Below are 25,340 nucleotides of genomic sequence, written 5' to 3'. Positions count from 1 at the left end.
TATGCGATTCTTTCTCCGGCTTGTAGCTCTGTTTGCGGTCGCCATCGGCCTGGCTGTGTTGGCGCGTTACAACCCCGGCAACGTGGTGCTGTTTTTCCCACCTTACCGGATCGACCTGTCATTGAATTTCTTTGTCGTCCTGCTGCTGCTTCTGTTCATCCTCCTGTATGTGGTGATCCGCACCATCCGCGTGACCCAGAAGCTGCCTGCGCGCGTGATCGGCTATCGCCGCCACAAGCGCGAGACCACAGCCAACAACGCCTTGCGCGATTCTCTCAAATCCCTGTTTGAGGGCCGCTTCGGCCAGGCTGAAAAGGCCGCCACGCGTGCCGCCGAACTGCAGGACAACCTGGGCGTGGCGGCGCTGATCGGCGCTCGCGCCGCGCATCGCATGGGGCAACCCGAGCGGCGCGATATCTGGCTGGCCAGCATCGAGGACGACGAGCCGCTGAAAACCGCGCGCCTGATCACCACCCTGGATCTGCTGGTGGACGAACACAAGTCGCAGGCGGCGCTGCAAGCCGTGAGCGAGCTGAATGCACGCGGCACGCGCCATATCCACGCCTTGCGGCTGGCGCTGAAGGCTAACCAGCAAGCCAAGAACTGGCCGGAAGTGTTGCGCCTGGTGCGTACGCTGAACAAGCATGATGCCTTGCATCCGGCATTGTCGACGCGCCTGCGCGAACTGGCTTATGACGGTTTGCTGTCGGACGATGTGCACGATGCCGAATCGATCACGCGCCTGTGGGCCACCGTGCCTAACGAAGACCGCAGCAAGCCGTTCATCGCCATGCGCGGCGCCGGCGCCTTCAACAAGTGCGGCCTGCACGCCGAAGCACGTGCCATTGTCGAAAAATCCATGGCGACGGAATGGGATCCGCGCCTGCTGGCGACCTACCGCGACGCCGTCGCTGCCGAAGGTACGCCGGAATTGCTGGCGCAGATCGAGCATTGCGAACGCTGGGCCGCCAAGGCGCCGAACGACGCCGAGCTGGCGCTGACCCTAGGCAGCTTCTGTTTCAAGCAGAAATTGTGGGGCAAGGCCCAGCGTCACCTGGAACAGGCTTTGTCGGACGCGGTAGCGCCGGTCACGGTGCGTGAGGCGCATCTGCGGCTGGGACAGTTGCACGAAGCGATCGAGCAGCCGGAACTGGCGGCCGAGCACTACCGGCAGTGCGCGCTGGCGACAGCACTGTAACTGGAAAAATGATCAGGCGCCGACTGTTTGCGGCGCCGAGGTGGGGCAGGGTTTTATGTGCTGATGGCGCGTAAATGACTCTGCCCCATTTTTATTGACGGGCTTTTTCTCTTTTGTCAAACAGGCTTCGTGATGTGTAAAAACGCCGATTTTGTCGAAATGGCCATGCTCGCCTATACTAATGGTCCGTCATTACCTGTGAAAGAGATTCATTGAACAACCTGCTACTGGTTATCGCAGCATTATTTTTGGTAGCCCTCAACGGTTTTTTCGTTGCTGCCGAATTCGGTTTAGTCAAATTACGCCAGACGCGCATCCGCGCCATCGCCAAGACCCAAGGTTTGCGCGGCCGCATCCTGGCCATCGTGCACCGCCAGCTGGACGCTTACCTGTCCGCCTGCCAACTCGGTATTACCCTTGCATCGCTCGGCCTCGGCTGGATCGGCGAGCCGGCCTTCGCCAGCCTGCTGCAGCCGCTGTTCGGCCTGCTCGGCGTCAGCTCGCCGGAACTGATACACGGCGTCTCGTTTTTCTTCGCCTTCTTCCTGATTTCCTTCCTCCACATCGTGATCGGCGAACTGGCGCCGAAGACCGTCGCCATCCGCAACCCGGAAGTCATCGGCCTGTGGTGCGCCCTGCCGTTGTACGGCTTTTACTGGGCCATGTATCCCGCAATCTGGGCGCTCAACGCCAGCGCCAACTGGATCCTGCGCGTGGCCGGGCTGGCCGCCGCCCATGGCCACGATGCGCAGTATTCGGCCGACGAACTGAAGCTGATCCTGCGCGGCAGCCACCACATCGGCGAAAAATTCAACCGCGACGAATGGAACGTGCTGGCGCAGTCGCTCGACTTCAGCGAGCTGGAAGTGTCCGACCTGATGCGCCCGATCAATGAGATCACGGCGCTGCACCAGGCCGCCAGCCTGCAGGAAAACCTGCAGACCATCTATCGCCACCGCTTTAGCCGCTACCCGTTCTTCGACCAGGACGGCGTCAACGTGCTGGGCGTGATCCATCTCAAGGACTTGTTCATCGCGCAGCAGGAAGGCAAGCCGATCGACGGCCTGAACGCTTTCCTGCGGCCGGTGGAGTACGTCTCGCCGCGCATGCCGGCGCTCGAACTGTTCCGCCGTTTCCGTACCGGCGCGCCGCATTTCGCCATCATCGGCAAAAAGGGCAGCAAGCCGGAAGGTTTCATCACGCTCGACAACATACTGGGCGCGATGGTGGGCGAGATCCGCGACGAATTCCGCCGCAACGACAATGAATGGAGCCGCCTCGACGACGGCACCTTGCTGGGCAAGGGCAGCCTGCCGATCTTCAGCCTCGAACGCATCCTCGGCATCGACGTCGTCATCGACGGCGATGAAGACGTCGATTCGGTCGGCGGCCTGATCATGGCCAAGCTCGGCGATCTGCCGCATGAAGGGCAGAAGATCGCATTCGACGGCTTCGACATTGTGGTCAAGAAAATGAACGGTCCGCGTATCGTGCTGGTGAAGGTGTATCCGGCGCCGCGCGCGCTCGACCTCGGCTAATGCGCAGGTAGGCACCACAGCCGCGCTATTGATCAATTACGGCAGAAACGCCCCCAGCCGCACCGACCAGCTTGCCATCGGCGTGGCCGACCAGGCTGCGCGGTTGAACAGGTAGAGGCGCTGGCTGCGCAGCTTGTCAGGCCATGGCTGTTCATCCAGCGAAAGCCCCAGGCTAGGCTGGCATTCCGGGCGCGGAAAGCGGCCGTCGTGGATCAGGATCTCTTGCGTGCGCTTAACGTCGCCGCTCATGCGGAACGCCATCGGCACCACCTCGTCGACCGGCAGGTCGGCCAGCCAGGCGTCACCCACGCACCAGGATGCCTGCGCAGTGATCGACAGCGCGACATTGTCCGGCAGCGCAATCCGGCTGCGCTGGATGACGTCGGCCAGGAACGGTTTCTGGCTATGTGCGACGTCAAAATCCAGCTGCACTACCTGGCTCGGGCTGCGCTTTGCGGCTGCTGCAATAGCCCTGACGATGGTCTGTTTTTGTCGCTCGTTGAGAGCCGGCTTGTGGGGCGTGCGCGCCATGTCGATGTGGACGATGGGGACTACCGGTGCTTTCGGCTGCAGGTTGCCGGCGGCATACCATTCCGGCGGCAGGCGCAAGGGTTGCTGGCGGCGCCGCACGGTGGCGCTGCCGTCGCGCAGCAGCACGGTGGTGTCCAGTACGGCGACGCCTATGCGTTGCGCTTGCAGGTCGGCGCCTGCGGCGTCGCCTGCTTCGGAGGATTTTGAGGATCTGGCGCTGTTGGCAAGCCAGGAGCGGATGTCGTCGGGCCGTTCCCAGACCCACAGCATCAGCGGCGGCAATGCGGCCAGCGCTGCCTGCCTGCTGGCGAATGCCGGCGCTGAAACGGACGCAGTAGCGGACGCAGAAGCGGGCGCTTTCGCCGGGAGGCTTTTTGCCGGCAGCATCGGGCTGCCGGTCAGCAGTAACAGGCAGCATGTAAGCCGCAAACGGCGGGCAGTGCGGGGCAAATAATAAGATGCGCTCAAAATGAATTCCAGGATCAGTGTTTTGCAGCATCGCGCATTGATAAAAAAAGGCAAGAACTGCTTCTTGCCTTTTTGTTCACGCCAATGATTGCAAGGTAGTAATAATTACTGCATGAACCAGCCGTGGCTGACCACGATCGACTGGCCGGTCAGCGCATTCGATTCGAAGCCGCCGAGGAAAATCGCAGTCTGGGCGACGTCGTGGGTGGTGGTGAACTCACCGTCCACGGTGTCTTTCAGCATGACAGTCTTGACCACCTGGTCTTCGGTGATGCCGAGTTCCTTGGCTTGTTCCGGAATCTGTTTTTCCACCAGCGGCGTGCGGACGAAGCCGGGACAGATGACGTTGGCGCGGATCTGATTCTTGGCGCCTTCCTTGGCGACCACTTTCGCCAGGCCGATCAAGCCGTGCTTGGCGGTGACGTACGGCGCTTTCAGCGGCGAAGCTTCGTGCGAGTGGACCGAGCCCATGTAAATGATCGAACCGCCGTTGCCCTTTTTGATCATCTCGCGCATCGCGGCGCGGGTCGTCAGGTAGGCGCCGTCCAGATGGATCGCCAGCATTTTTTTCCAGTTGTCCAGGGTCGAGTCGACGATAGGGGCGATGATCTGGATCCCGGCATTGCTGATCAGGACATCGATGCTGCCGTAGGCGGCGACGGTGTCGGCGATGCCTTTGTCTACCTGCGCTTCGTCGGTGACGTTCATGGCTACCGCCATGGCGATGCCGCCCGACTGCGTGATTTCATTGGCGGTTGCGGTGGCGGCATCGAGCGCCAGGTCGGCGATCACGACCTTGGCGCCGGCGCGGGCGTATTCGATGGCGATTTCCTTGCCAATGCCGCTGGCGGAACCGGTGATCAGTGCGACTTTATCTTTGAGTGACATGGTATTCCCTTTTGATGTGGTTACTTGGCGAGATAATCATAAACGACGGTGCCCAGCGGCAGCGTCAGGTCGGACAGGATGTGCACCGCGGAGATGACTTCCAGCACCGGCAGGTCGGCGATAGGGGCCAGTGCATGCGCATGCAGGTCGAGCGCGCCGGGCCCGCTCCAGGCGCCTTTGACGGTGATGTCGGTCAGGCTGTACTGTACCAGTTCGCAGATGCGCGGAGTGCCGTCGACATGCGGAATGATCTTCAGCAGGAAGGCTGGCGTTTCCAGCGATTTCTTGATGACGTCGTTGTCGAGCGTCTTGTGCTTGAAGCCCATGGTGCCGGTGGCGATACGGAAATCGCTGTAGTCCAGCGTTCCCATCAGGGTATCGGTATGGACCTTCAGTTCCGGATTGCCGAGTTTCTTGGGGAAGCCCCACAGTTCACGGCCGCCGGCGATCGGCGGGTGATCGTTCAGGTACATGCTGTGCACATAGCCGCCGGCGACGCCGTCCAATGTTACCGGGATGACCTGGCCCGATTCGCAGTAGTGGCCGAAGCCGGTGGAGTCCGGCATCTTGATGAATTCGAACTTGACGATGGGCTCGACAAACTGCAGCGGCGCCGGGATGATTTTCTTGAGTGCTTCAGGATCGGTGCGATAGGTGATGATCAGGAATTCGCGATTGACGAAGCGGTAAGGACCGGGTGGAAAGGCCGGATTGTGGATTGGCATCGCAAAGGCATTTTTGCGGACATCGTTTTCAGTCATATATCTTCCTCGTTATGAAAAGACCTGCTGTACGGCTTGTCTGAGACAGCTTGAACAAGCGAAAGGTTGCCATTACTTTCCATCTCCCGCGGCGCGCCGGTTTACGGTTGCACAGCACGATTGCAGCTTGCTTAAATTGAAATTGAACATATGCGCCTCCACGGCCCAAGATACACACACATTGTGACAAGACTATCTCAAGTCCCGTTTGGCAAATATCTCATGCGGGAATTTACTTGAAGAGCAATACAGCACAGAATGCAATTATATTCACTGTCGCCGTTTCAAGTTGTGCACTGCAAGATGATTGCACAAAATGCAATTTCCTGCCGATGCGCTTAAATAATAACTTGAGCGGTGGTAGCGTTATCAGATAAAGTTGCGCTCTTTTTTCCATCTTTCGGTTTCAGGTGTCGGGGAGGATGCGCTGGCGGATCGATGGCTCAAAAATACAGCAGTGCCCGCAACAAGATAAGCAGCAAGGCAGTAAGATCAACGCCGGCGCCGTCATCTCGGCAGCGGCGATATTCTAAAAAGAACGTAATCTAATCGGAGAGGACAAAAAATGGCAAAACCAGCGTTCTACAAATCACTCTATGTACAGGTATTGACCGCCATCGTGATCGGCGTCGTGCTGGGGCATCTCTATCCGGAAACCGGGGCGGCCATGAAACCGCTCGGCGACGGTTTCATCAAATTGATCAAGATGATCATCGCTCCGGTGATTTTCTGTACCGTGGTGATCGGCATCGCCGGCATGGAAGACATGAAGAAGGTCGGCAAGACCGGCGGCCTGGCCCTGTTGTACTTTGAAATCATGAGCACGGTGGCGCTGATCCTGGGCATGGTCGTGGTTAACGTCTGGCATCCAGGCACCGGCATGCACATCGATCTCACCACACTGGACACCAAGAGCCTCGCTGCCTATACCGGTCCCGGCAAGATGGAATCGACGGTCGATTTCTTCTTCCACATCATTCCAGGCAGCTTTGTCGACGCCTTTGCCAAGAACGAGATCCTGCAAGTGCTGCTGATTGCGATACTGTTTGGCTTCTCGCTGCATAAATTCGGCGGCCGCGGCACGCTGGTGTTCGATTTCATCGAAAAATTCTCGCATGTGCTGTTCGGCATGGTCGGCCTGATCATGAAGGTCGCACCGATCGGCGCCTTTGGCGCGATGGCTTTCACCATCGGCAAATACGGTGTCGGTTCGCTGCTGTCGCTGGGTCAGCTGATGGGCGCGTTCTACCTGACCTGCCTGCTGTTCATCTTCGGCGTGCTGGGCGTGGTCGCCAGGGTGCACGGCTTCAGCGTCTGGAAGTTCGTCAAGTACATCAAGGAAGAACTGCTGATCGTGCTCGGCACCTCGTCGTCGGAATCGGTGCTGCCGCGCCTGATGGGGAAACTGGAAAACCTGGGCGCCAAGAAGTCGGTGGTCGGCCTGGTGATCCCTACCGGCTATTCCTTCAACCTGGACGGTACCTCGATCTATCTGACCATGGCCGCGATATTCATCGCCCAGGCGACCGATACGCCGATGTCGCTGATGCAGCAGTTGACCCTGTTGGCGGTCTTGCTGCTGACTTCTAAGGGCGCTGCAGGCGTCACCGGCAGCGGCTTCATCGTGCTGGCAGCGACCCTATCCGCAGTCGGCCACGTGCCGGTCGCGGGCCTGGCGCTGATCCTTGGCATCGACCGCTTCATGTCGGAAGCGCGGGCCCTGACCAACACTATCGGCAATGGCGTGGCGACGCTGGTGGTGGCGAAATGGACCGGCGAGCTGGATGAGCAGCAGCTGCACCGCCAGCTGGACGGCAAGGCAGTGGATGCAGAGCAAGAACTGGTTGCGCATGATGCGGCGGTGGCGCAGGCCGACCAGCGCGAGCATTCGTAAACCAGGCAGCGTGGGCATTGACGCCCACGCTACGCCTACGCCGGATTCCAGAAATAAAAAAGGAGATGCAATCGCATCTCCTTTTTTTACATCTGCAGCTTGCCGGCTTAGCCCAGCTTGACCGCATGCTCCCGCGTTTCATGGAACACCACCTGCGGCCAGCGTTCCTGCGTCAGGCGCAGGTTGACGCCGGAAGTGGCCAGGTAAGCCAGGTTGCCGGCGGCATCGTAAGCGAGATTGTTGCCGGCCGTGGATTTTTCGAAATCGGCCAGGATCTTCTTGTCGTCGCAGGTGATCCAGCGTGCGCTGCTGATGCTGGTGCCTTCGAACACGGCGTCGACGCCATACTCGTTGAGCAGGCGGCTGGCGACCACTTCAAACTGCAGCACGCCGACCCCGCCCAGCACCAGGTCGCTGCTGGTGACCGGCTTGAACACCTGGATCGCGCCTTCTTCGCCGAGCTGCTGCAAGCCTTTGTGCAGCTGCTTGATCTTGAGCGGATTGCGGATCCGCACCGAGCGGAAAAAGTCCGGCGCGAAGTAGGGGATGCCGGTGAACTGCAGCAGTTCGCCTTCGGAGAAGCTGTCGCCGATCTGCATGTTGCCATGGTTCGGCAAGCCGATGATGTCGCCGGCGTAGGCTTCTTCCACCTGCTCGCGGCTGGACGCCATGAAGGTCACCACGCTGGAGACCTTGATTTCGCGGTTCAGGCGTAGGTGCTTGATCTTCATGCCGCGCTGGAAGTGGCCAGAGCAGACGCGCAGGAAAGCGATGCGGTCGCGGTGGGCCGGGTCCATATTGGCCTGGATCTTGAAGACGAAACCGGAAAAATTGGCTTCCTTCGGCTCCACCGTGCGCACGGTGGCGTCGCGCGAGCCTGGCGGTTGCGCCCAGTCGATCAGCGCATTGAGGATTTCGCGGATGCCGAAGTTGTTGATGGCGGAGCCGAAGAAGACCGGGGTCTGCACGCCGGCCAGGAAAGCTTCCTGGTCGAAAGGATGGGAGGCGCCGTGCACCAGTTCGACTTCCATGCGCAGCTGTTCGATTTCGCGCGGGAACATTTCATCCAGGCGCGGATTGTCGATGCCCTTGATGACTTCAAAAGTCTGGTCAGCCTTATCGCTGCCGGCCGCGAACAGCAAGATCTCGTCGCGCAGCAGGTGATACACGCCGCGGAAAGTCTTGCCCATGCCGATCGGCCAGGTCACCGGCGCGCACTGGATCTTCAGCACCGATTCCAGCTCGTCCAGCAATTCCAGCGGATCGCGGGTTTCGCGGTCCATCTTGTTCATCAGCGTGATGATCGGCGTGTTGCGCATGCGGCAGACGTTGAGCAGCTTGATGGTCTGGGTTTCCACGCCCTTGGCGGCGTCGATCACCATCAGCGCCGAGTCGACCGCGGTCAGCACGCGGTAGGTATCTTCCGAGAAGTCCTGGTGGCCCGGGGTGTCGAGCAGGTTGACCACGTGGTCGCGGTACTCGAACTGCATGACCGAGCTGGCGACCGAAATGCCGCGCTGCTTTTCGATGTCCATCCAGTCCGAAGTCGCATGGCGGCCGCTCTTGCGGCCCTTGACGGTGCCGGCCAGCTGGATCGCACCGGAAAACAGCAGCAGTTTCTCGGTCAGCGTGGTTTTGCCGGCGTCCGGGTGGGAAATGATGCCAAAGGTGCGGCGGCGCGCCACTTCGCTGGCGATCTGTTCGACGGAGACATTGTGGGCGATGAGGTCGGCGCTATCGGCCGCGCCAGCGTCAGCGCCGGTCAGGTCCGGCTGCTCGGAAACGGGTTCTTGCATGATGCGTGGTTCAGGCGATCTCGGCCGCCTGCCTTGATAAATAGAGATACGGGAAAACGGCAAGCGTGGCTACTGCCGCTGTGCGGGCAGCATTTGCTTCCAATAACCCGCGATTATAACGTATGTAACAGCGCGGCTGACGCTTCCGGCGCCCGCGTTGCGGATGGCGTCATGGCTGATTTACGCCATGCGGCGCCAGCCGCGCCTGCATTCGATGTCGAAATTGCATCAAGACGACTGTTGTTTATGTCAGGTGCCGCAGCCTGGAGGTGCTGTTTGCTTGATCTTCGCCGTGGCCGTACTACACTTTTCCCAAAGGAGATGCTTATGGGAAAGATCTTGCCGCAGGTCGAGCACATTGTCGTGGTCATGCTCGAAAACCGCTCTCTCGACAATATGCTGGGCTGGCTGTATGCGAACGGCAGTTCGCCGGCAATGGTTTTGCCGAACGCAAGCGCCAAACAGTTCGACGGCCTGCATGCAGATATGTGGAATCCGGTGAATTCAGGCTATTTTGGCGGCGATCCGCCGCAAAAGGCGCTGGTCGGGCGCGGCTCGAGCAGCGGCACCATACCCGATCCCGACCCTGAGGAAACCTTCGATAACGTGACTTATCAGCTGTACGGCCCGCAGGGCGCAGCCGCCGCGCCGTCCTGGCCGATGCAAGGCTTCGTCGTCAATTACGCCACCACGACGACCACGGACGCGAGCCAGATCATGCAATGCCACGATTGCGCCCAGATACCGGTGCTGGCGGCGCTGGCGCGGCAATACGCGGTATCCGACGCCTGGTTCGCATCGGTGCCCAGCCAGACTTGGCCGAACCGCGCCTTCGCGCACGCCGGCACTTCCAACGGCCGTATCAACAACGGCAGCCCGCCGGATCCGTTTCAATGGGACGTGCCGACCATCTACAACGTGCTGCAAGCGATAGGCAGCAGCTGGTCGGTATACAGCAATACGCTGTTGACGCCGTCGCTGACGCGCACCATGTTTCCCAAGCTGTGGGACCCGCTGCTGAACGCGCATTTCAGCCGGTTTACGGAGTTTGTCGACGCCTGCGCCAGCGATACGCTGCCGGCCTACAGTTTCATCGAGCCCTGCTTCCTGCTGGAACCGAACGACCAGCACCCGCCGCACGATATCCAGGCGGGCGAGGCGTTCCTGCACGACATCTGGACGGCAGTCAGCACATCGCCGGGCTGGAACAGGACTCTGTTGATCATTACCTATGACGAGCACGGCGGTTGCTACGATCATGTGCTGCCGCCGGCCGCTGCGCAGGCGCCGGATGCCGCCAGCGCGCCTGGCGATGCCGGTTTCGGCTTCGACCGTTTCGGCGTGCGCGTGCCGGCGGTGCTGGTCTCGCCCTATATCGCCGCGGGCACGGTGTTCCGCTCCGCCACGGGCGTTCCTTGCGACCACACCTCGATACTGGCGACCTTGCGCGACTGGATCGGCATAGCGGCGGCAGACATGTTGCCGAGCAAGCGCATTGCCGCCGCGCCGACGCTGGAACAGGTATTGACGCTGGCTGCGCCGCGCACCGACCTGCCGCAAATTGCCGCCCCGGCTGCAAACTGGCTGGCGCCGCCGCCGTCAACGCCGCTCAACGATTTGCAGAAAAGCCTGGTGAGCGGCTCGGCGCGGCGTTTCGGCCTCGATCCTGGCGCCACGCTGACCAAGATCCAGACGCGCCAGCATGCGGTGGATTTCTTCAAGCGCCGACCGACCAAGGTCAATTCTTGAATGGCGCCGTTCAGCGCGTTTTTCCGCCGGCAGGGAAAGGCGTCATGCTGCTCCCGTAGTTGGCGGGCAGTAGTGGCTGACTATCCTGGTCGCTGCTGGCCTTCCTGGCATGCGTGGGAATGATCGAGCCGGTGACGTATTGCTTGGGCTCGGCATTGGCCGCCTCGTCGGCGTCCGTGGGGCTGCTGCTTGCGCATGCAGACAAAAGCGGCAGGGCAAAGGCGAGCATCAGGATAGTCTTCATGTAGTCATTCCGTCACGGTAAGAGTGGTTGGAAAACAGAATCCAGCTAGTGCGAACGCATTGATGTCGGGATAATTGCTGTTACTCCCGAGAAATTTAGGTTAGCATATTGCTGTTGTTTTGCCAGCAAGAATTTACCTGGCGCAATGCCTGAATCGACAGGCGTGGAGGCATCCGCCGCCGGCGCCTCTATAAGATGCTCATCCGTGGATGACGCTCTGTATAATCCCATCCTCATGTCAACACCAGAATCCATCAAATCACCGCGCTCGCGCGAAATGCCGGCTCCGCAACGCAATCCCTTGCCGACCATCGTCTTCCCCGAGGAACTGCCGGTTTCAGGAAAGCGTGCGGAAATCTCTGCCGCCCTGAGCGCCAACCAGGTCATCATCGTCTGCGGCGAGACCGGCTCCGGCAAGACCACCCAGCTGCCGAAGATCTGCCTGGAGCTGGGCCGCGGCCTGCACGGCATGATCGGCCATACCCAGCCGCGCCGGATTGCCGCTTCCTCGACCGCCAAGCGCATCGCGCAGGAACTCAATTCGCCGCTGGGCGAGCACGTCGGCTACAAGGTGCGTTTCAACGACACCCTGACCAAGGGCGCCTGGATCAAGCTGATGACCGACGGCATCCTGCTGGCCGAGACCCAGACCGATCCCTTGCTGTGGCAGTACGACACCATCATCATCGATGAGGCGCATGAACGTAGCCTGAACATCGATTTCCTGCTGGGTTACCTGAAGCAGCTGCTGCCCAAGCGGCCTGATCTGAAAGTCATCATCACCTCGGCCACCATCGATGCCGACCGCTTTGCGCGCCATTTCGGCAGCGCCGACAAGCCGGCGCCGGTGATCGAGGTCTCCGGCCGCCTGTATGAAGTCGAAGTGCGCTACCGTCCGGTCGACAATGCCGACCGCAGCGGCGTCAACCCAGCCAATACGGCTGCCGCAGCCAAGCCGAATGCGCCGCAAAGCGCGGCCCAGCGCGACCGCGAGCAGCGCGATCTGATGGATGCCGTGGTCGACGCCGTCGACGAGCTGGCGCGCATCGGTTCCGGCGACGTGCTGGTGTTCCTGCCGGGCGAACGCGAAATCCGCGACGCCGCCGAAGCGCTGCGCAAGCACCATCCAGCCCACGTCGAAATCTTGCCTTTGTTTGCGCGCCTCTCGGCGCAGGAGCAGGAGCGGGTGTTCAAGGCGTCCAACGCGCGCCGCATCGTGCTGGCTACCAACGTCGCTGAAACCTCGCTCACCGTGCCGGGTATCCGCTACGTGGTGGACGCCGGCCTGGCGCGCGTAAAACGCTACAGCTACAGGAACAAGGTCGAGCAGCTGCAGATCGAGCCGATCGCGCAGTCAGCCGCTAACCAGCGCGCCGGTCGTTGCGGCCGGGTGGCAGCGGGCGTCTGCATCCGCCTGTATGAAGAGCAGGACTACCTGCAGCGGCCGAAGTTTACCGAGCCGGAAATCCTGCGCTCGTCGCTGGCCTCGGTCATCTTGCGCATGAAATCGCTGCACCTGACCGATGTCGAAACCTTCCCCTTCATCGAACCGCCGCCGGGCCGCGCCATCGCCGACGGCTACCAGCTGCTGCAAGAGCTGGGCGCGGTGGACGACAACAACCTGCTGACCAAGACCGGGCGCCAGCTGGCCAAGCTGCCGCTGGATCCGCGCGTCGGCCGCATGATCCTGGCGGCGCTGGACAATGTCTGCCTGAGCGAGATGCTGATCATCGCAGCGGCGCTGTCGGTGCAGGATCCACGCGATCGCCCGATGGAAGCGCAGGGCGCGGCTGACCTGGCGCACAAGAAATTCGCCGATGAAAAATCCGAATTCCTCAGCTACCTGAAGATCTGGAAATGGTTTGAAGACGCCATCGAACACAAGAAAACCAATCGCCAGCTGATGGATAACTGCCGCGCCAATTTCCTCTCGCAGCTGCGGCTGCGGGAATGGCGCGACGTCCATTCGCAGCTGCTGACGATCGTGCGCGAGCAGGGCTGGCGCCTCAACGAAGCGCCGGCCACCTACGAGCAATTGCACTGCGCCTTGCTCACCGGCTTGCTGGGCAACGTCGGCTTCAAGGCTGACGACGATCCGCATTACCTCGGCGCGCGCGCCATCAAGTTCTACCTGTGGCCAGGTTCGCATCTGTTGAAGAAGGCGGGCAAATGGGTGATGGCGGCCGAGCTGGTCGACACCAGCCGTCTGTACGCGCGCTGCATCGCCCAGATCCAGCCGGAGTGGCTGGAAAAGGTCGGCGCCCATCTGCTGAAGAAGTCGTATGGCGAGCCGCGCTGGGAAAAGCGCACGGCGCAAGTGTCGGCGTCCGAGCGCGCCACCTTGTACGGGCTGGTGGTGTACAGCCAGCGGCGCATCAATTTCGGCCTGATCAATCCGGCCGAAGCGCGCGAAATCTTCATCCGCGACGCACTGGTCGGCGGCGAGTTCGATACCCGCGCGCCGTTCTTCGCCCACAACCAGAAACTGATCCGCGAGATCGAGAACCTGGAGCACAAGTCGCGCCGTCTCGACGTGCTGGTGGATGATGAACTGATCGCGGCGTTCTATGACAAGCTGCTGCCGGCCGATATTTGCAACGGCATCAGCTTTGAAAAATGGCACAAGGACGTCAGCCTGCAGACGCCCAAGCTGCTGTTCCTCAACCGCGACGAGCTGATGCGGCACGAGGCGGCCGGGATCACGACTGAACTGTTCCCGAAAGTGATGCGGGTGGCCGGCATCGAGATGGTTCTGTCGTATCACTTCGAACCTGGCACGCCGCGCGACGGCGTCACCCTGACGGTGCCGCTGTATGCGCTCAACCAGGTGTATGCCGACCGCTGCGACTGGCTGGTGGCCGGCATGCTGAAGGAAAAAGTCCATCTGCTGCTGAAATCCCTGCCGCAGAAAATCCGCCGCAATTGCGTGCCTTTGCCTGACTATGCGGCCGGCTTCTGCGAACGCATCCAGGCTCGCCACGTGTTCGGCCACGGCAATCTGCTGGATGCGCTGATGGCGGATATCCGCAGCGAAACCACGGTGATTGCCCGCAGCACGGACTTCAAGCTGGAAACCTTGCCGGCCCATCATTCGATGAACTTCAAGATCGTCGACGAGCATGGCCGCCAGCTGGATATGGGACGCAATCTGTCGTCCTTGCAGGATGAGTTTGGCGGGCAGGCGCGCGAGAGTTTCCAGAAGCTGGCGGAAAACACGGCGGTGGCCAGTGATGTGGCGCAGGTATCAGCACAAGTATCGGCGCAGCAGGGGGTGCAGAAAACTGGCCTTGGCAAGCCCGCCGCCAAAGGAGCGGACGCTGCGCCAGCCAAGCCGGCCGGCCAGTACAGCATGCTGACCAGTTGGACTTTCGGCGAACTGCCGGAGCTGCTGGAAATCCAGCAGGGCAAGCAGACCTTGATCGGTTTCCCGGCGCTGGTGGACAAGGCGAGCCATTGCGATCTCGAAGTATTCGACGATCCTAACGAAGCGGCACGCATCCACCGCCTCGGCTTGCGCCGCCTGTTTGCCTTGCAGCTGAAAGAGCAGCTGAAATTCCTGGAAAAGAATATTCCGGGCTTGCAGCAGATGGGGATGCAGTTCATGGCCCTGGGGTCGCAGGAAGAGTTGCGCGACCAGATCATTTCCGCCGGACTGGAACGCGCCTGCCTGCAAATGCCCTTGCCCCGGAATGCGGAACAGTTCGCTCAGCGCAAGGATGAAGGCAAGTCGCGCCTGGGTTTGCTATGCAATGAAATCGCCCGTCTGGCGGGCCTGATCCTGGCGGAATACCACGGCTTGCCAAAGAGACTGCAGGGCGCCAAGGGCCATGCGCAGGCGGTGGCCGACATCCAGTCGCAATTGCAGGCGCTGGTCGGCAAGCGTTTTATCGCCGACAACGACTACGCCAACCTGACGCATTTCCCGCGCTACCTGAAGGCGGTTAACGTCAGGCTGGAGAAATTAAGGGCCGATCCGACCCGCGATGGACGCTTGTTGACGGAATGGCTACAAGTCGCCACACCCTGGCAACGGGCGCAAAAAGACCGTGGCAGCAAGAATTCCGATCCGAAGATGAACGAATTCCGCTGGCTGCTGGAGGAGTTGCGGGTCTCGCTGTTTGCGCAGGAGCTGAAGACGCCGATGCCGGTCTCGGCCAAGCGCTTGCAAAAAGTGTGGGAAACCATGCAGCGCTAGCCTGGAAAATTGCAAGGATTGAAGCGAAGCCGGCGAGATAGCCGTTTTAAAGGCTATTTGGCGTAAAATTGCGCAAAATATATACCTAAACCAACTGATTGATAGAAGACAATGACGATTAAATCCGACAAATGGATACGCCGCATGGCGCAGGAAACCGGCATGATCGAGCCTTTCGAGCCCGGCCAGGTGCGCGAGGCCAACGGCCAGAAGATCGTGTCTTACGGCACCTCGTCTTACGGCTACGATATCCGCTGCGCCAACGAATTCAAGATTTTCACCAACATCAACTCGACCATCGTCGATCCCAAGAATTTCGACGAGAAATCGTTTGTCGATTTCAGCGGCGACGTCTGCATCATCCCGCCGAATTCCTTCGCGCTGGCGCGCACCATGGAATATTTCCGCATCCCGCGCAGCGTGCTGACCATCTGCCTCGGCAAGTCGACCTATGCGCGTTGCGGCATCATCGTCAACGTCACCCCGTTCGAGCCCGAGTGGGAAGGGTACGTGACGCTGGAGTTTTCCAACACCACGCCGCTGCCGGCCAAGATTTACGCCGGCGAAGGCTGCGCTCAGGTGCTGTTCTTTGAAAGCGATGAAATCTGCGAGACTTCCTACAAGGACCGCGGCGGCAAGTACCAGGGCCAGCACGGCGTAACTTTGCCGAAGGCCTGAGATGCCGAAGAACAAGCGCCCTGTGCCGCGGAAATCCAGCCTGTCCCCTGAAGACAAAGACGAAGCCGTCACCCAGCAGCTGTGCAACCTGGCGATCGACCTGGCCGAGCAGGATGGCGACGAAGCCGAAGGCGTGGCTGCCGGCGCCACTTTGCAGCAGGCCGGCATCGATTTCCACAAGATCATCAAGAAGAGCCTGCAGCAGCAGAAGGATGACATCCTGTACGACGCGATCGAGCGCACCAAGTACGCCGATCTCGACGCCTGGCGCTTCCTGAAGGAGCAGGTTGAAGAAGCCTCGGAGATTTTGCTGGTGCGCCGTGATGAAGGCAAGGTGCTGGAGCTGAATGCTTTCGTGGTGCCTTTCTTCGCACACGCCCGCGGCGGCCTCAAGCGCGAGCAGTGCTTCCAGGACCAGGAAGCATTCGATGCGCTGTCCGCCAGCTTCAAGCAGGCGCAGCTGGAAGGACCGGAGGCGACTGTAGTGCTGGTCAGCCACGCCTACCATCTCGATGAAATCGACAGCATCCGCTACAGCCATCTGTTTGAAATGAACCGCGACGCCTTCGGCGCCATGGCCGACAAGAAGCTGGCGGCGACCACCGCCATCGAACGCAGCATCAGTGGCTGGCCGGACAACCAGTTCGGGCTGGACGACGATGCGGTCGAGCTGCGTTTCCTGCTAGGCTTTTCGCTCAAGGCTACCGACGACGCGTTTTATAAAGTGCCGGACGATGAAGCTGGCGCCGACGCTTATTTCAGTGCGCGGGAAGAGCGCTTCCACGGCTGGACCGAACAGGTCGCACCCTTGCTCAAGCGCTGCCTGGTCACCGATGGCAGCGAGATCGATCTGCATTTCCTCTACCAGGACCTGTTCCACGGCGGCAAGGAGCGCGGCATAGCCGAATACTTCACGCTGCAGATGATGTCCGAGCTCAACCACGGCCTCGATCAGCACGGCGTTGCGTCTTTCGACGCCAATGCTGTGGTCGGTCCGGCCGACGTGCGCGGCGACATCGTGTTGCGGGTGAATTTGTACGGTAAGGACGGCGCCTTGCTGGCCTCCTCGGAGAAGCCGCTGGTCGCCGGCGCCGACCTGCAAGTGGAAGTCGACGATACCTACGATGCGCTGCGTACCATTGGCGTCACGTCGCTGGCGGTGACGGCGAGATTTGAAGCGGACGGCCAGCCGTCCGAAGTGCAGCCTTACGAGGCAGCCTGAATACGTGTGGGTGACACCGGCTACGCACTGCGAGCTAGGTACCCCTACCTCGTCGACTCCGTCTAGGCGACCTCGTCTAGGCGACCCCAGCTGCGCGCCCCGGTCATTCCCGCGAACGCGGGAATCCAAATTGCTGGATAGGACAGTGAAAATGGATTCCCGCGTTCGCGGGAATGACGGAGTTTGTAGAGATCATTATATGTTGGAGAATTGAGTGACTGAAGAAGACGCAAAGAAAATTGCCACCCACCGGCATTACAAAGGTGGCTTGTACCGCTACATCGGCCTGGCAAGGCATTCGGAAACCGAAGAAGCCATGGTGGTCTACGAACACCTGTGGCCGCATGCGCCGGGCCTGTGGGTGCGGCCGGCGGAGCTGTTCAACGGCTTGCTGGAAAACGGCGCACGGCGATTCGCGCCGCTATAAAAGCAAAGACGTAAAAAAACCGGGACGCTCGATTGAGCCTCCCGGTTTTTTGTTGACCGCGCTTATGGCTGTGCTTACTGCCGTACGCAATCCACGAAGTAATCGCGCTTGCCGTTCACTTCCCGTTTCACCAGGCCGTGCACGTCGGTTTCAAAGCCCGGGAATTTCTCGTTGAAATCGCGCGCGAACTTGAGATAGTCGACGATGGTCTTGTTGAAGCGCTCGCCCGGAATCAGCAATGGAATGCCGGGCGGGTAAGGCGTCAGCAGGATCGAGGTGACGCGGCCTTCGAGCTGGTCGATAGGGACGCGGTCGATTTCGCGATGCGCCATCTTGGCAAACGCATCGGACGGCTTCATGGCCGGCTGCATGTCGGACAAATACATTTCCGTTGTCAGGCGCGCCACGTCGTATGACTTGTAGGTCTCGTGGATCTGCTGGCACAGGTCGCGCAGGCCGAGCCGCTCGTAGCGCGCGTTCTTGCCGTTGTTGGCGGCGGCGAACTCAGGCAGGATGCGCCAGATCGGCTGGTTCTTGTCGTAGTCGTCCTTGAACTGCTGCAAGGCGGTCAGCAGGGTGTTCCAGCGGCCCTTGGTGATGCCGATGGTGAACATGATGAAGAACGAGTACAGGCCGCATTTTTCGACGATAACGCCGTGTTCGGCCAGGTATTTGGTGACGATCGAAGCCGGGATGCCGCTCTCGCCGAACTTGCCTTCCAGCGACAGGCCGGGGGTGACGATGGTGGCCTTGATCGGATCGAGCATGTTGAAGTTCGGCGCCAGGTTGCCGAAGCCGTGCCAGTCGTCCTCGGCACGGATGACCCAGTCTTCGCGGCTGCCGATGCCGTCTTCAGAAAAGCTGTTCGGTCCCCACACTTGGAACCACCAGTCCTTGCCCCATTCTTCGTCGATCTTTTTCATGGCGCGGCGGAAATCCAGCGCTTCCAGGATGCTTTCCTCGACCAGGGCGGTGCCGCCCGGCGCTTCCATCATGGCGGCGGCGACGTCGCAGGAGGCGATGATCGAATACTGCGGTGAAGTCGAGGTGTGCATCAGGTAGGCTTCGTTGAAGGCGTCCTGGTCCAGTTGCACGCTTTCCGATTCGCGCACCAGGATCTGCGAAGCCTGCGACAGGCCGGCCAGCAGTTTGTGGGTCGATTGGGTCGAGAAGATCATCGACTTCTTGGCGCGCGGGCGGTCCTTGCCGATCGCGTGCATGTCTTTGTAGAAATCGTGGAAAGTCGCGTGCGGCAGCCACGCTTCGTCGAAGTGCAGGGTATCGATTTCGCCGTCCAGCATGTTCTTCAGTGTCTCGACGTTATAGATCACGCCGTCGTAGGTCGACTGCGTGATGGTCAGGATGCGCGGCTTCTTGTTGACAGCTTCGCGCGCAAACGGATTGGCTTCGATCTTCTTGCGGATGCTTTCCAGCGTGAATTCTTCCAGTGGGATCGGGCCGATGATGCCGAGGTGGTTGCGGGTCGGCATCAGGAACACCGGGATCGCGCCGGTCATGATGATCGAGTGCAGGATCGATTTGTGGCAGTTGCGGTCGACCACCACGATGTCGCCCGGCGCCACCGTCGAATGCCACACCATCTTGTTGCTGGTGCTGGTGCCGTTGGTGACGAAGTAGCAGTGGTCGGCGTTGAAGATGCGTGCGGCGTTGCGCTCGGAAGCAGCGACCGGACCGGTGTGGTCGAGCAGCTGGCCGAGTTCTTCGACGGCGTTGCAGACGTCGGCGCGCAGCATGTTTTCACCGAAGAATTGGTGGAACATCTGGCCGATAGGCGATTTCAGGAAGGCCACGCCGCCCGAGTGTCCCGGGCAGTGCCACGAGTAGGAACCGTCCTGGGCGTAGTGCACCAGCGCGCGGAAGAAGGGCGGCGACAGGCCGTCCAGGTAGGACTTGGCTTCGCGGATGATATGGCGCGCGACGAATTCCGGCGTGTCTTCGAACATGTGGATGAAACCGTGCAGTTCGCGCAGGATATCGTTGGGGATATGGCGCGAGGTGCGGGTTTCGCCGTACAGGTAGATCGGGATGTCGGCGTTCTTGTGGCGGATTTCTTCGACGAAGGCGCGCAGCGATTTCAGCGCGTGGTCGGTTTCTTCAAACGAACCGGCGCCGAATTCCTCGTCGTCGATCGACAGGATAAAGGCGGATGCCCGCGATTGTTGCTGGGCGAACTGCGACAGGTCGCCGTAACTGGTCACACCCAATACCTCCATGCCCTCGGCCTCCATGGCGTCGGCGAGCGCGCGGATGCCAAGGCCGGAAGTGTTTTCGGAGCGGAAGTCTTCGTCAATGATGACGATGGGGAAGCGGAATTTCATCGAGGTCTCCAGGAGACGGTGGTTGATAACAAGGCTGCGGACAGGGCCGTGCAACGGCTATAAAAAAACATTGTCCCGTTGCGCCACGGGCGGTCACGGGTGTTGCCTGGATAGGGCAATGCAGCCTATCGTTTCCAGCATATGCATGGATAAATGCCGTACTTGCGGCCACGACGTTAACTTACAAAGTTTATCGTCGCCGCATTCGCGGCTATGCGTTAACTTAGTAATTTTATCGCCGCCGCATTCGTGGCTACGCTGAAAAAGAAAGTCGAATTTTCGCAGATATGCACGAAATTGGGGACAAAGATGATGGAAAACCAGCAGAAAACAACAGATGTCATTCCATCATCGGGCCGGGTCAGCTGCTGGCCTCGCTGACGCTGACGGGCCGGCGCTGGTAGACCACGAAAGCATAGTCGAAACCGTTGGCTTCGGAATGGTGGTTTTCGCGCGAGATTTCCTGCCATTGCAGCGGATCGCGGGCAGGGTAGAAGGCGTCGCAGTCGAAGCTGTGGTGGATCTCTGTGACGATCAGGCGCTGCACCAGGTCTTGCGCCGCGGCGTAAATCTCTGCGCCGCCGATGATGAAGGCCTCGGCGTCGCCGACCAGCGCCGCCGCGGCAGCCAGCGAGGGCGCGCTTTCGACGCCGTCGTGACGCCAATCGGCATTGCGGGTGATGACGATATTGCGTCTCTGCGGCAGCGGCCGGCCTATCGATTCAAAGGTCTTGCGGCCCATGATGATGGCGTGGCCCGAGGTGGTGCGTTTAAAGTGCGCCAGATCCTCCGGCAGGCGCCAGGGCAAGGTGTTGCGGATGCCGATGCCATTGTTGGCGTCGGTGGCGACGATAATCGTGAGGCGTGAAGTCATGGGCGCGTTGCATGAGCCCGCTTGAGGCGGATTTGTATTAAAAGCGTGATCTTACTATAAGTTTCGGATGGAACTTTGTTGCCGATGCTTGCTCTTAAAAGTCGGGGCCTGTTAACCCAGGCTGGGGGTTTTTGCTGAAATGGCGCGTGACAAGGCCATTTTGCTGCCAATTTGGCAAGTTATGCCAATCAATGTTGCAAGTCTTGGTCGTTGCTGGCGCAGGCAGTAAAGCGCCACAACTCACTCATTGCCTGATGGATATAAAAAATTATAGAACACTGATAGACTACCGCCTACTCTCGATGAAGCCTGCAAGGCTTGGTCGGGCAGGTCAATCAAAGCAGTGTCAGATGGGAATCCAATGTATTTGAATTTGTCTCAGCGGACGCAAACGCGTATTTCCGCTCTAGCCCGGGTGCGCATCCTGCCATTTGCCGTGGCGCTGCTGCTGGCAAGCCCAGACGGCGCATTTGCCTTCGATTTCAATAACGTTGCCAAGCAGGCAAAGGATCTGGCCGCCAGTTCCTATAGCAAGCCTGAGAGCAATCTGCCCAAGGAAATCAGCAATCTCGATTTCGAGCAGTACAGGGACATCCGCTTTCGCCCGGAAAAATCCGCCTGGCGCAGCCAGAAACTGCCTTTCGAGCTGGCGTTTTTCCATGAGGGCTACTCCTTCGACCAGCCGGTAAAGATCAGCGAGATCAATGGCCAGAGTGTGCGTGAAATCCGTTTCGATCCCAGCGATTTCGATTTCGGCGCCAACAAGGTTGACCCGCGCAAGATGCGCGCGCTAGGCTTCGCCGGCTTCCGCGTGCACTTTCCCCTGAATACGAATAAATACAAGGACGAAGTCCTCTCCTTTCTCGGCGCCAGTTATTTCCGCGCGCTGGGCAAGGACCAGACCTACGGCCTTTCGGCCCGGGGGCTGGCGATTGATACCGGGCTCAGTTCCGGCGAAGAGTTTCCCCGTTTCACGGAGTTCTGGGTCGAGCGGCCCAAGGCCAGCGACAAGGAGCTGACCATTTACGCACTGCTCAATTCGCGCCGCGTGACCGGCGCCTATCGCTTCGTGCTGAAGCCGGGCGTGGATACCACGGTCGACGTCAAGGCCCAGCTGTACTTGCGTGAAAACGTCAGCAAGCTGGGGCTGGCGCCGCTCACCAGCATGTTCTTGCACGGCGACAACCAGCGCTCGCAGGTCGAGGACTACCGGCCTGAGGTGCACGATTCGGACGGCTTGTCGGTGGCCTCCGGTACTGGCGAGTGGATCTGGCGGCCGCTGGTCAATCCCAAGCGTTTGCTGGTGACATCCTACTCGTTGAGCAATCCAGCCGGCTTCGGCCTGATGCAGCGCGACCGCAATTTTGCCGATTATCAAGACCTGGACGCTCACTATGAGAGGCGGCCCAGCGCCTGGGTCCAGCCCAAGGGCAACTGGGGCAACGGCAGGGTAGAGCTGGTACAGATCCCGACCCCGGACGAAACCAATGACAATATCGTCGCCTTCTGGGTGCCGGAAACGGCGCCCAAGGTAGGCCAGCCATTCAATCTGGAATACACTTTGTCATGGCAGAAGGATGCGGAAAAGCGGCCGCCTTTGTCGTGGGTGACGCAGACCCGGCGCGGCCTCGGCGTGCTAAAGAAGAGCGATGACAACAGCATCGGCCTGGTGGTCGATTTTGACGGTCCGGTATTCAAGAAGCTGTCGGACAAGGTGCAGCCGGAAGGCGTGGTCAGCTCTGACGACAACGGCAAGGTGCTGGAGACCAAGGTGGAGCGCAATGACGCCACCGGCGGCTGGCGCATGACGGTGCGGGTACGCCGCAATGAAGACAACAAGCCTGTCGAGCTGCGCGGCTTTCTGCGCGGCGGCAGCACTACCTTATCTGAGACCTGGAGCTACATATTACCGCCCAACTAGACCGCAAGCCGATGTCACCGCCGAGTGCAGCCGAACTGCAGGATTCGTCTGATATGACGCCTGGAATCAGTGAGCGTTATCTCGATCGCCTGCCGCTTTCGGCAGCGCGGCGCGCAGCGTTGTCCGCGCAACTGGACGCCGCCGGCGACAGTTCGCTGGCGGCGGTGCACCAGGCCTTGGCGGCTGGCAGCGCTGCCAGCCCCGGCGAGCTGTCGACGCTGGCCCATGCCAACCCGGCCTATGGTTCGGTCGCTGCGCGCTTGCAACTGGCCTTTGCCGAACCGCCGTCGGCGCAGCCGGCGGCACAGATCAGCATCGATGCCGGCGGCCGCTCGCGCATCGCGATTGCACCGCCGCTGCAACGTACGCCGATTGTCGCCCATCCCTGGGGCACCCTGAATCCGCTGGTGCGCTGGGTCGAAGGCGCCAACCGCGAGTTTGACCTGCGTCCGCGCGCCAAGCAGCGCCGCTACAAAAAGGCCGCACGCTCGACCGCGCTGCCGCAGCCGGAACCAATGCCGGTCGCCGCAGCAGACAGCCAGGATCAGCACGAGAGCAAATCGCGCGGCAATCTGCGCCGCATCGTGCTGCTGATGCTGATGCTGGCGCAGACCGCGATGGCGACCTATTTCATGAGCGCCGTGCTGCCCTACCATGGCGACAAACCGCTGGAGCTGGTGACGCTGGGCTTGTTCGCCTTGCTGTTTTGCTGGGTCTCGGCCGGCTTCTGGACCGCCATGGCCGGCTTCCTGGTGCTGATGCGGGGCAGCGACCGCTATGTGATCTCACGCGAAGAGGCAGCGCCGGGACCGATCCCGGCCAGCGCCCGGACCGCCATCGTGATGCCGATCTGTAATGAGGACGTGACCCGGGTCTTTGCCGGGCTGCGCGCGACCTACGAATCGGTCGCGGCCAGCGGCGAGCTGGACCGTTTCGATTTTTTCGTGCTGAGCGACAGCGGCGACAGCGACATCTGCAGCGCCGAACTGGACGCCTGGGCCAGCCTGTGCCAGACGGTGGGCGGTTTCGGCCGCATTTTCTACCGGCACCGGCGCCGCCGCGTCAAGCGCAAGAGCGGCAACATCGACGACTTCTGCCGGCGCTGGGGCGCCAACTACAGCTACATGATCGTGCTCGATGCCGACAGCGTCATGAGCGGTGCTTGCCTGACCACGCTGGTGCGCCTGATGGAAGCCAATCCCACCGCCGGCATCGTGCAGACCGCGCCGCGCGCCGCCGGCCGCGACACCTTGTACGCCCGCATCCAGCAGTTCTCGACCCGCGTGTATGGCCCCTTGTTTACCGCCGGCCTGCATTACTGGCAGCTGGGCGAGTCGCATTACTGGGGACATAACGCCATCATCCGCCTGCAGCCCTTCATGGAGCATTGCGCGCTGGCGCCGCTGCCGGGCGAGGGCGCGCTGGCCGGCGAGATTCTTTCCCACGACTTTGTTGAAGCGGCGCTGATGCGGCGCGCCGGCTGGGGCGTCTGGATTGCCTACGACCTGGCCGGCAGCTACGAGGAAATGCCGCCTAACCTGCTGGACGAACTGAAGCGCGACCGCCGCTGGTGCCAGGGCAACCTGATGAACTTCCGCCTGTTCCTGGCGCGCGGCATGCATGCCGTGCACCGCGCGGTGTTCGTGACTGGCGTCATGGCTTATCTGTCGGCGCCGCTGTGGTTCCTGTCGCTGCTGCTGTCGACGGTATTGCTGGCGGTGCATACGCTGGTGGCGCCGGAATACTTCGTGACGCCGGGGCAGTTGTTCCCGGTGTGGCCGGAATGGCATCCGGAGCGGGCGCTGGCTTTGTTCACCGCGACGGCGACCTTGCTATTCCTGCCGAAAGTGCTGAGCGTGGTGCTGATCTGGGCCAAGGGCGCACGCGAGTTCGGCGGCGCCGTGCGGCTGACCTTGAGCATGATCATGGAGCTGCTGTTTTCGATGCTGCTGGCGCCGGTGCGCATGCTGTTCCACACGCGCTTCGTGGTCGGCGCCTTCCTTGGCTGGACCATCAGCTGGAAATCGCCGCCGCGCGAAGATGCGGAAACCAGCTGGGGCGAAGCTTGCCGCCGGCATGGTGGCCATACCTTGCTGGGTTTGCTGTGGGGCGGCGCTGTGTACTGGCTGGAGCCGGGCTTCCTGTGGTGGCTGCTGCCTATCGTCGGTTCGCTGATGCTGTCGATCCCCTTGTCGGTCTTTTCCAGCCGGGTCACGCTCGGCCGCAGCTTCCGCCACGCGCGTTTGTTCGTGATCCCGGAAGAAGTCGATCTGCCGCCGGAGCTTGCAGCAACCACGGCATATAACGACAACGGCAAGACGCTGGCGGGTTTCAACGATGCAGTAGTCGATCCGGTAATCAACGCTTTGCTGTGCGCGGCGGTGACGGCGCGTCCAGCGGTGCCGGCGGCGACCCAGGCGGCGCGTGCTGCGTTGCTCGACAACGCCCTGAAAGGCGGCCCCGACAGCCTGACGCCGCGCCAGAAAAATGCGCTGCTGGACGACCCCCTGACGCTGTCTCGCCTGCATTTCGAGATCTGGAATTCGGCTGCGGCCAACCGGCGCTGGCAGGCTTTGCTCAAAGCCTGAACCAAGGCTTGATGCAACACCAGCGCCAT

The 25,340-nt window shown here is 60.8% G+C and carries 17 protein-coding genes; 10 read left to right on the top strand and 7 right to left on the bottom strand.

Annotated elements, in window-relative coordinates:
• Position 1 precedes the first annotated feature (1 nt).
• Both BCF11_RS01430 and BCF11_RS01425 read left to right on the top strand, forming a co-directional pair.
• Entirely contained in the window at positions 2-1,198 is a 1,197-nt protein-coding gene (locus BCF11_RS01430; protein ID WP_098493169.1) for a heme biosynthesis protein HemY, read from the top strand.
• A gap of 212 nt (positions 1,199-1,410) precedes the next feature.
• Positions 1,411-2,736 (top strand): hemolysin family protein, encoded by a 1,326-nt coding sequence (locus BCF11_RS01425; protein WP_098493168.1) that lies wholly within the window; start codon positions 1,411-1,413, stop codon positions 2,734-2,736.
• A gap of 36 nt (positions 2,737-2,772) precedes the next feature.
• Here the strand turns inward: BCF11_RS01425 and BCF11_RS01420 are convergent, their stop codons facing one another.
• The 3 genes from BCF11_RS01420 to BCF11_RS01410 all read right to left on the bottom strand — a co-directional run bounded on the left by BCF11_RS01420 (position 2,773) and on the right by BCF11_RS01410 (position 5,384).
• Positions 2,773-3,654: a hypothetical protein gene (locus BCF11_RS01420; protein WP_143751227.1), complete on the bottom strand. Its 882-nt coding sequence runs from the start codon at positions 3,652-3,654 to the stop codon at positions 2,773-2,775.
• A 186-nt stretch (positions 3,655-3,840) separates the two neighbouring features.
• Positions 3,841-4,623 carry a 3-hydroxybutyrate dehydrogenase gene (locus BCF11_RS01415; protein ID WP_098493166.1) on the bottom strand — a complete coding sequence of 261 codons (783 nt, stop codon included), beginning with the start codon at positions 4,621-4,623 and terminating at the stop codon, positions 3,841-3,843.
• Positions 4,624-4,643: 20 nt separating this feature from the next.
• Positions 4,644-5,384: an acetoacetate decarboxylase gene (locus BCF11_RS01410; RefSeq protein ID WP_098493165.1), complete on the bottom strand. Its 741-nt coding sequence runs from the start codon at positions 5,382-5,384 to the stop codon at positions 4,644-4,646.
• 565 nt (positions 5,385-5,949) lie between these two features.
• On the opposite strand from BCF11_RS01410, the gene BCF11_RS01405 reads away from it, so the two are divergent.
• Positions 5,950-7,278: a dicarboxylate/amino acid:cation symporter gene (locus BCF11_RS01405; RefSeq protein WP_098493164.1), complete on the top strand. Its 1,329-nt coding sequence runs from the start codon at positions 5,950-5,952 to the stop codon at positions 7,276-7,278.
• Positions 7,279-7,385: 107 nt separating this feature from the next.
• Here BCF11_RS01405 and BCF11_RS01400 read toward each other — a convergent pair whose 3' ends face one another.
• Complete coding sequence (locus BCF11_RS01400) at positions 7,386-9,074, bottom strand: peptide chain release factor 3 (protein WP_098493163.1); 1,689 nt, start codon at positions 9,072-9,074, stop codon at positions 7,386-7,388.
• Positions 9,075-9,401: 327 nt separating this feature from the next.
• On the opposite strand from BCF11_RS01400, the gene BCF11_RS01395 reads away from it, so the two are divergent.
• Complete coding sequence (locus BCF11_RS01395; protein WP_098493162.1) at positions 9,402-10,823, top strand: alkaline phosphatase family protein; 1,422 nt, start codon at positions 9,402-9,404, stop codon at positions 10,821-10,823.
• Positions 10,824-10,833: 10 nt separating this feature from the next.
• Here BCF11_RS01395 and BCF11_RS01390 read toward each other — a convergent pair whose 3' ends face one another.
• The gene (locus BCF11_RS01390; protein WP_098493161.1) at positions 10,834-11,067 is read right to left on the bottom strand and encodes a hypothetical protein; all 234 of its coding nucleotides are present in this window, start codon (positions 11,065-11,067) and stop codon (positions 10,834-10,836) included.
• Positions 11,068-11,302: 235 nt separating this feature from the next.
• On the opposite strand from BCF11_RS01390, the gene hrpA reads away from it, so the two are divergent.
• From hrpA to BCF11_RS01370, 4 genes are all read left to right on the top strand, one after another.
• Positions 11,303-15,262, top strand: coding sequence for an ATP-dependent RNA helicase HrpA (hrpA, locus tag BCF11_RS01385; protein WP_199110703.1), 3,960 nt, complete (start codon positions 11,303-11,305; stop codon positions 15,260-15,262).
• A 111-nt stretch (positions 15,263-15,373) separates the two neighbouring features.
• Positions 15,374-15,940 (top strand): dCTP deaminase, encoded by a 567-nt coding sequence (gene dcd / locus BCF11_RS01380; RefSeq protein ID WP_038490827.1) that lies wholly within the window; start codon positions 15,374-15,376, stop codon positions 15,938-15,940.
• Position 15,941: 1 nt separating this feature from the next.
• Positions 15,942-17,162, top strand: a complete 1,221-nt coding sequence (locus BCF11_RS01375; RefSeq protein WP_098493159.1) for a DUF2863 family protein — start codon at positions 15,942-15,944, stop codon at positions 17,160-17,162.
• A 214-nt stretch (positions 17,163-17,376) separates the two neighbouring features.
• Positions 17,377-17,589, top strand: a complete 213-nt coding sequence (locus BCF11_RS01370) for a DUF1653 domain-containing protein (RefSeq protein WP_098493158.1) — start codon at positions 17,377-17,379, stop codon at positions 17,587-17,589.
• Between the two features lie 74 nt (positions 17,590-17,663).
• Here the strand turns inward: BCF11_RS01370 and BCF11_RS01365 are convergent, their stop codons facing one another.
• Together BCF11_RS01365 and BCF11_RS01360 are read right to left on the bottom strand one after the other, a co-directional pair.
• Complete coding sequence (locus tag BCF11_RS01365) at positions 17,664-19,928, bottom strand: arginine/lysine/ornithine decarboxylase (protein ID WP_098493157.1); 2,265 nt, start codon at positions 19,926-19,928, stop codon at positions 17,664-17,666.
• Between the two features lie 361 nt (positions 19,929-20,289).
• Positions 20,290-20,802 (bottom strand): dihydrofolate reductase, encoded by a 513-nt coding sequence (locus tag BCF11_RS01360; protein ID WP_098493156.1) that lies wholly within the window; start codon positions 20,800-20,802, stop codon positions 20,290-20,292.
• A gap of 361 nt (positions 20,803-21,163) precedes the next feature.
• Here BCF11_RS01360 and BCF11_RS01355 point away from each other — a divergent pair, with 361 nt between their 5' ends.
• Positions 21,164-22,723 carry a glucan biosynthesis protein G gene (locus BCF11_RS01355; RefSeq protein WP_199110701.1) on the top strand — a complete coding sequence of 520 codons (1,560 nt, stop codon included), beginning with the start codon at positions 21,164-21,166 and terminating at the stop codon, positions 22,721-22,723.
• Between the two features lie 53 nt (positions 22,724-22,776).
• A complete protein-coding gene (gene mdoH, locus BCF11_RS01350; protein ID WP_369827720.1) occupies positions 22,777-25,311 on the top strand; it encodes a glucans biosynthesis glucosyltransferase MdoH in 2,535 nt (844 codons plus the stop codon).
• Positions 25,312-25,340 lie beyond the last annotated feature (29 nt).

Origin of the sequence: Collimonas sp. PA-H2 (assembly GCF_002564105.1) — a bacterium.
GTDB lineage: Bacteria > Pseudomonadota > Gammaproteobacteria > Burkholderiales > Burkholderiaceae_D > Collimonas.
This window is presented reverse-complemented; position numbering and strand designations above follow the sequence as displayed.

Coding starts and splice junctions, on each gene's coding strand:
- hrpA (WP_199110703.1), top strand. CDS start 11,303: ATGTCAACACCAGAATCCATCAAATCACCGCGCTCGCGCGAAATGCCG.
- BCF11_RS01355 (WP_199110701.1), top strand. CDS start 21,164: ATGTATTTGAATTTGTCTCAGCGGACGCAAACGCGTATTTCCGCTCTA.
- BCF11_RS01390 (WP_098493161.1), bottom strand. CDS start 11,067: ATGAAGACTATCCTGATGCTCGCCTTTGCCCTGCCGCTTTTGTCTGCA.
- BCF11_RS01360 (WP_098493156.1), bottom strand. CDS start 20,802: ATGACTTCACGCCTCACGATTATCGTCGCCACCGACGCCAACAATGGC.
- BCF11_RS01415 (WP_098493166.1), bottom strand. CDS start 4,623: ATGTCACTCAAAGATAAAGTCGCACTGATCACCGGTTCCGCCAGCGGC.
- BCF11_RS01365 (WP_098493157.1), bottom strand. CDS start 19,928: ATGAAATTCCGCTTCCCCATCGTCATCATTGACGAAGACTTCCGCTCC.
- BCF11_RS01405 (WP_098493164.1), top strand. CDS start 5,950: ATGGCAAAACCAGCGTTCTACAAATCACTCTATGTACAGGTATTGACC.
- dcd (WP_038490827.1), top strand. CDS start 15,374: ATGACGATTAAATCCGACAAATGGATACGCCGCATGGCGCAGGAAACC.
- BCF11_RS01400 (WP_098493163.1), bottom strand. CDS start 9,074: ATGCAAGAACCCGTTTCCGAGCAGCCGGACCTGACCGGCGCTGACGCT.
- BCF11_RS01420 (WP_143751227.1), bottom strand. CDS start 3,654: ATGCTGCCGGCAAAAAGCCTCCCGGCGAAAGCGCCCGCTTCTGCGTCC.
- BCF11_RS01375 (WP_098493159.1), top strand. CDS start 15,942: ATGCCGAAGAACAAGCGCCCTGTGCCGCGGAAATCCAGCCTGTCCCCT.
- BCF11_RS01430 (WP_098493169.1), top strand. CDS start 2: ATGCGATTCTTTCTCCGGCTTGTAGCTCTGTTTGCGGTCGCCATCGGC.
- BCF11_RS01410 (WP_098493165.1), bottom strand. CDS start 5,384: ATGACTGAAAACGATGTCCGCAAAAATGCCTTTGCGATGCCAATCCAC.
- BCF11_RS01395 (WP_098493162.1), top strand. CDS start 9,402: ATGGGAAAGATCTTGCCGCAGGTCGAGCACATTGTCGTGGTCATGCTC.
- mdoH (WP_369827720.1), top strand. CDS start 22,777: ATGACGCCTGGAATCAGTGAGCGTTATCTCGATCGCCTGCCGCTTTCG.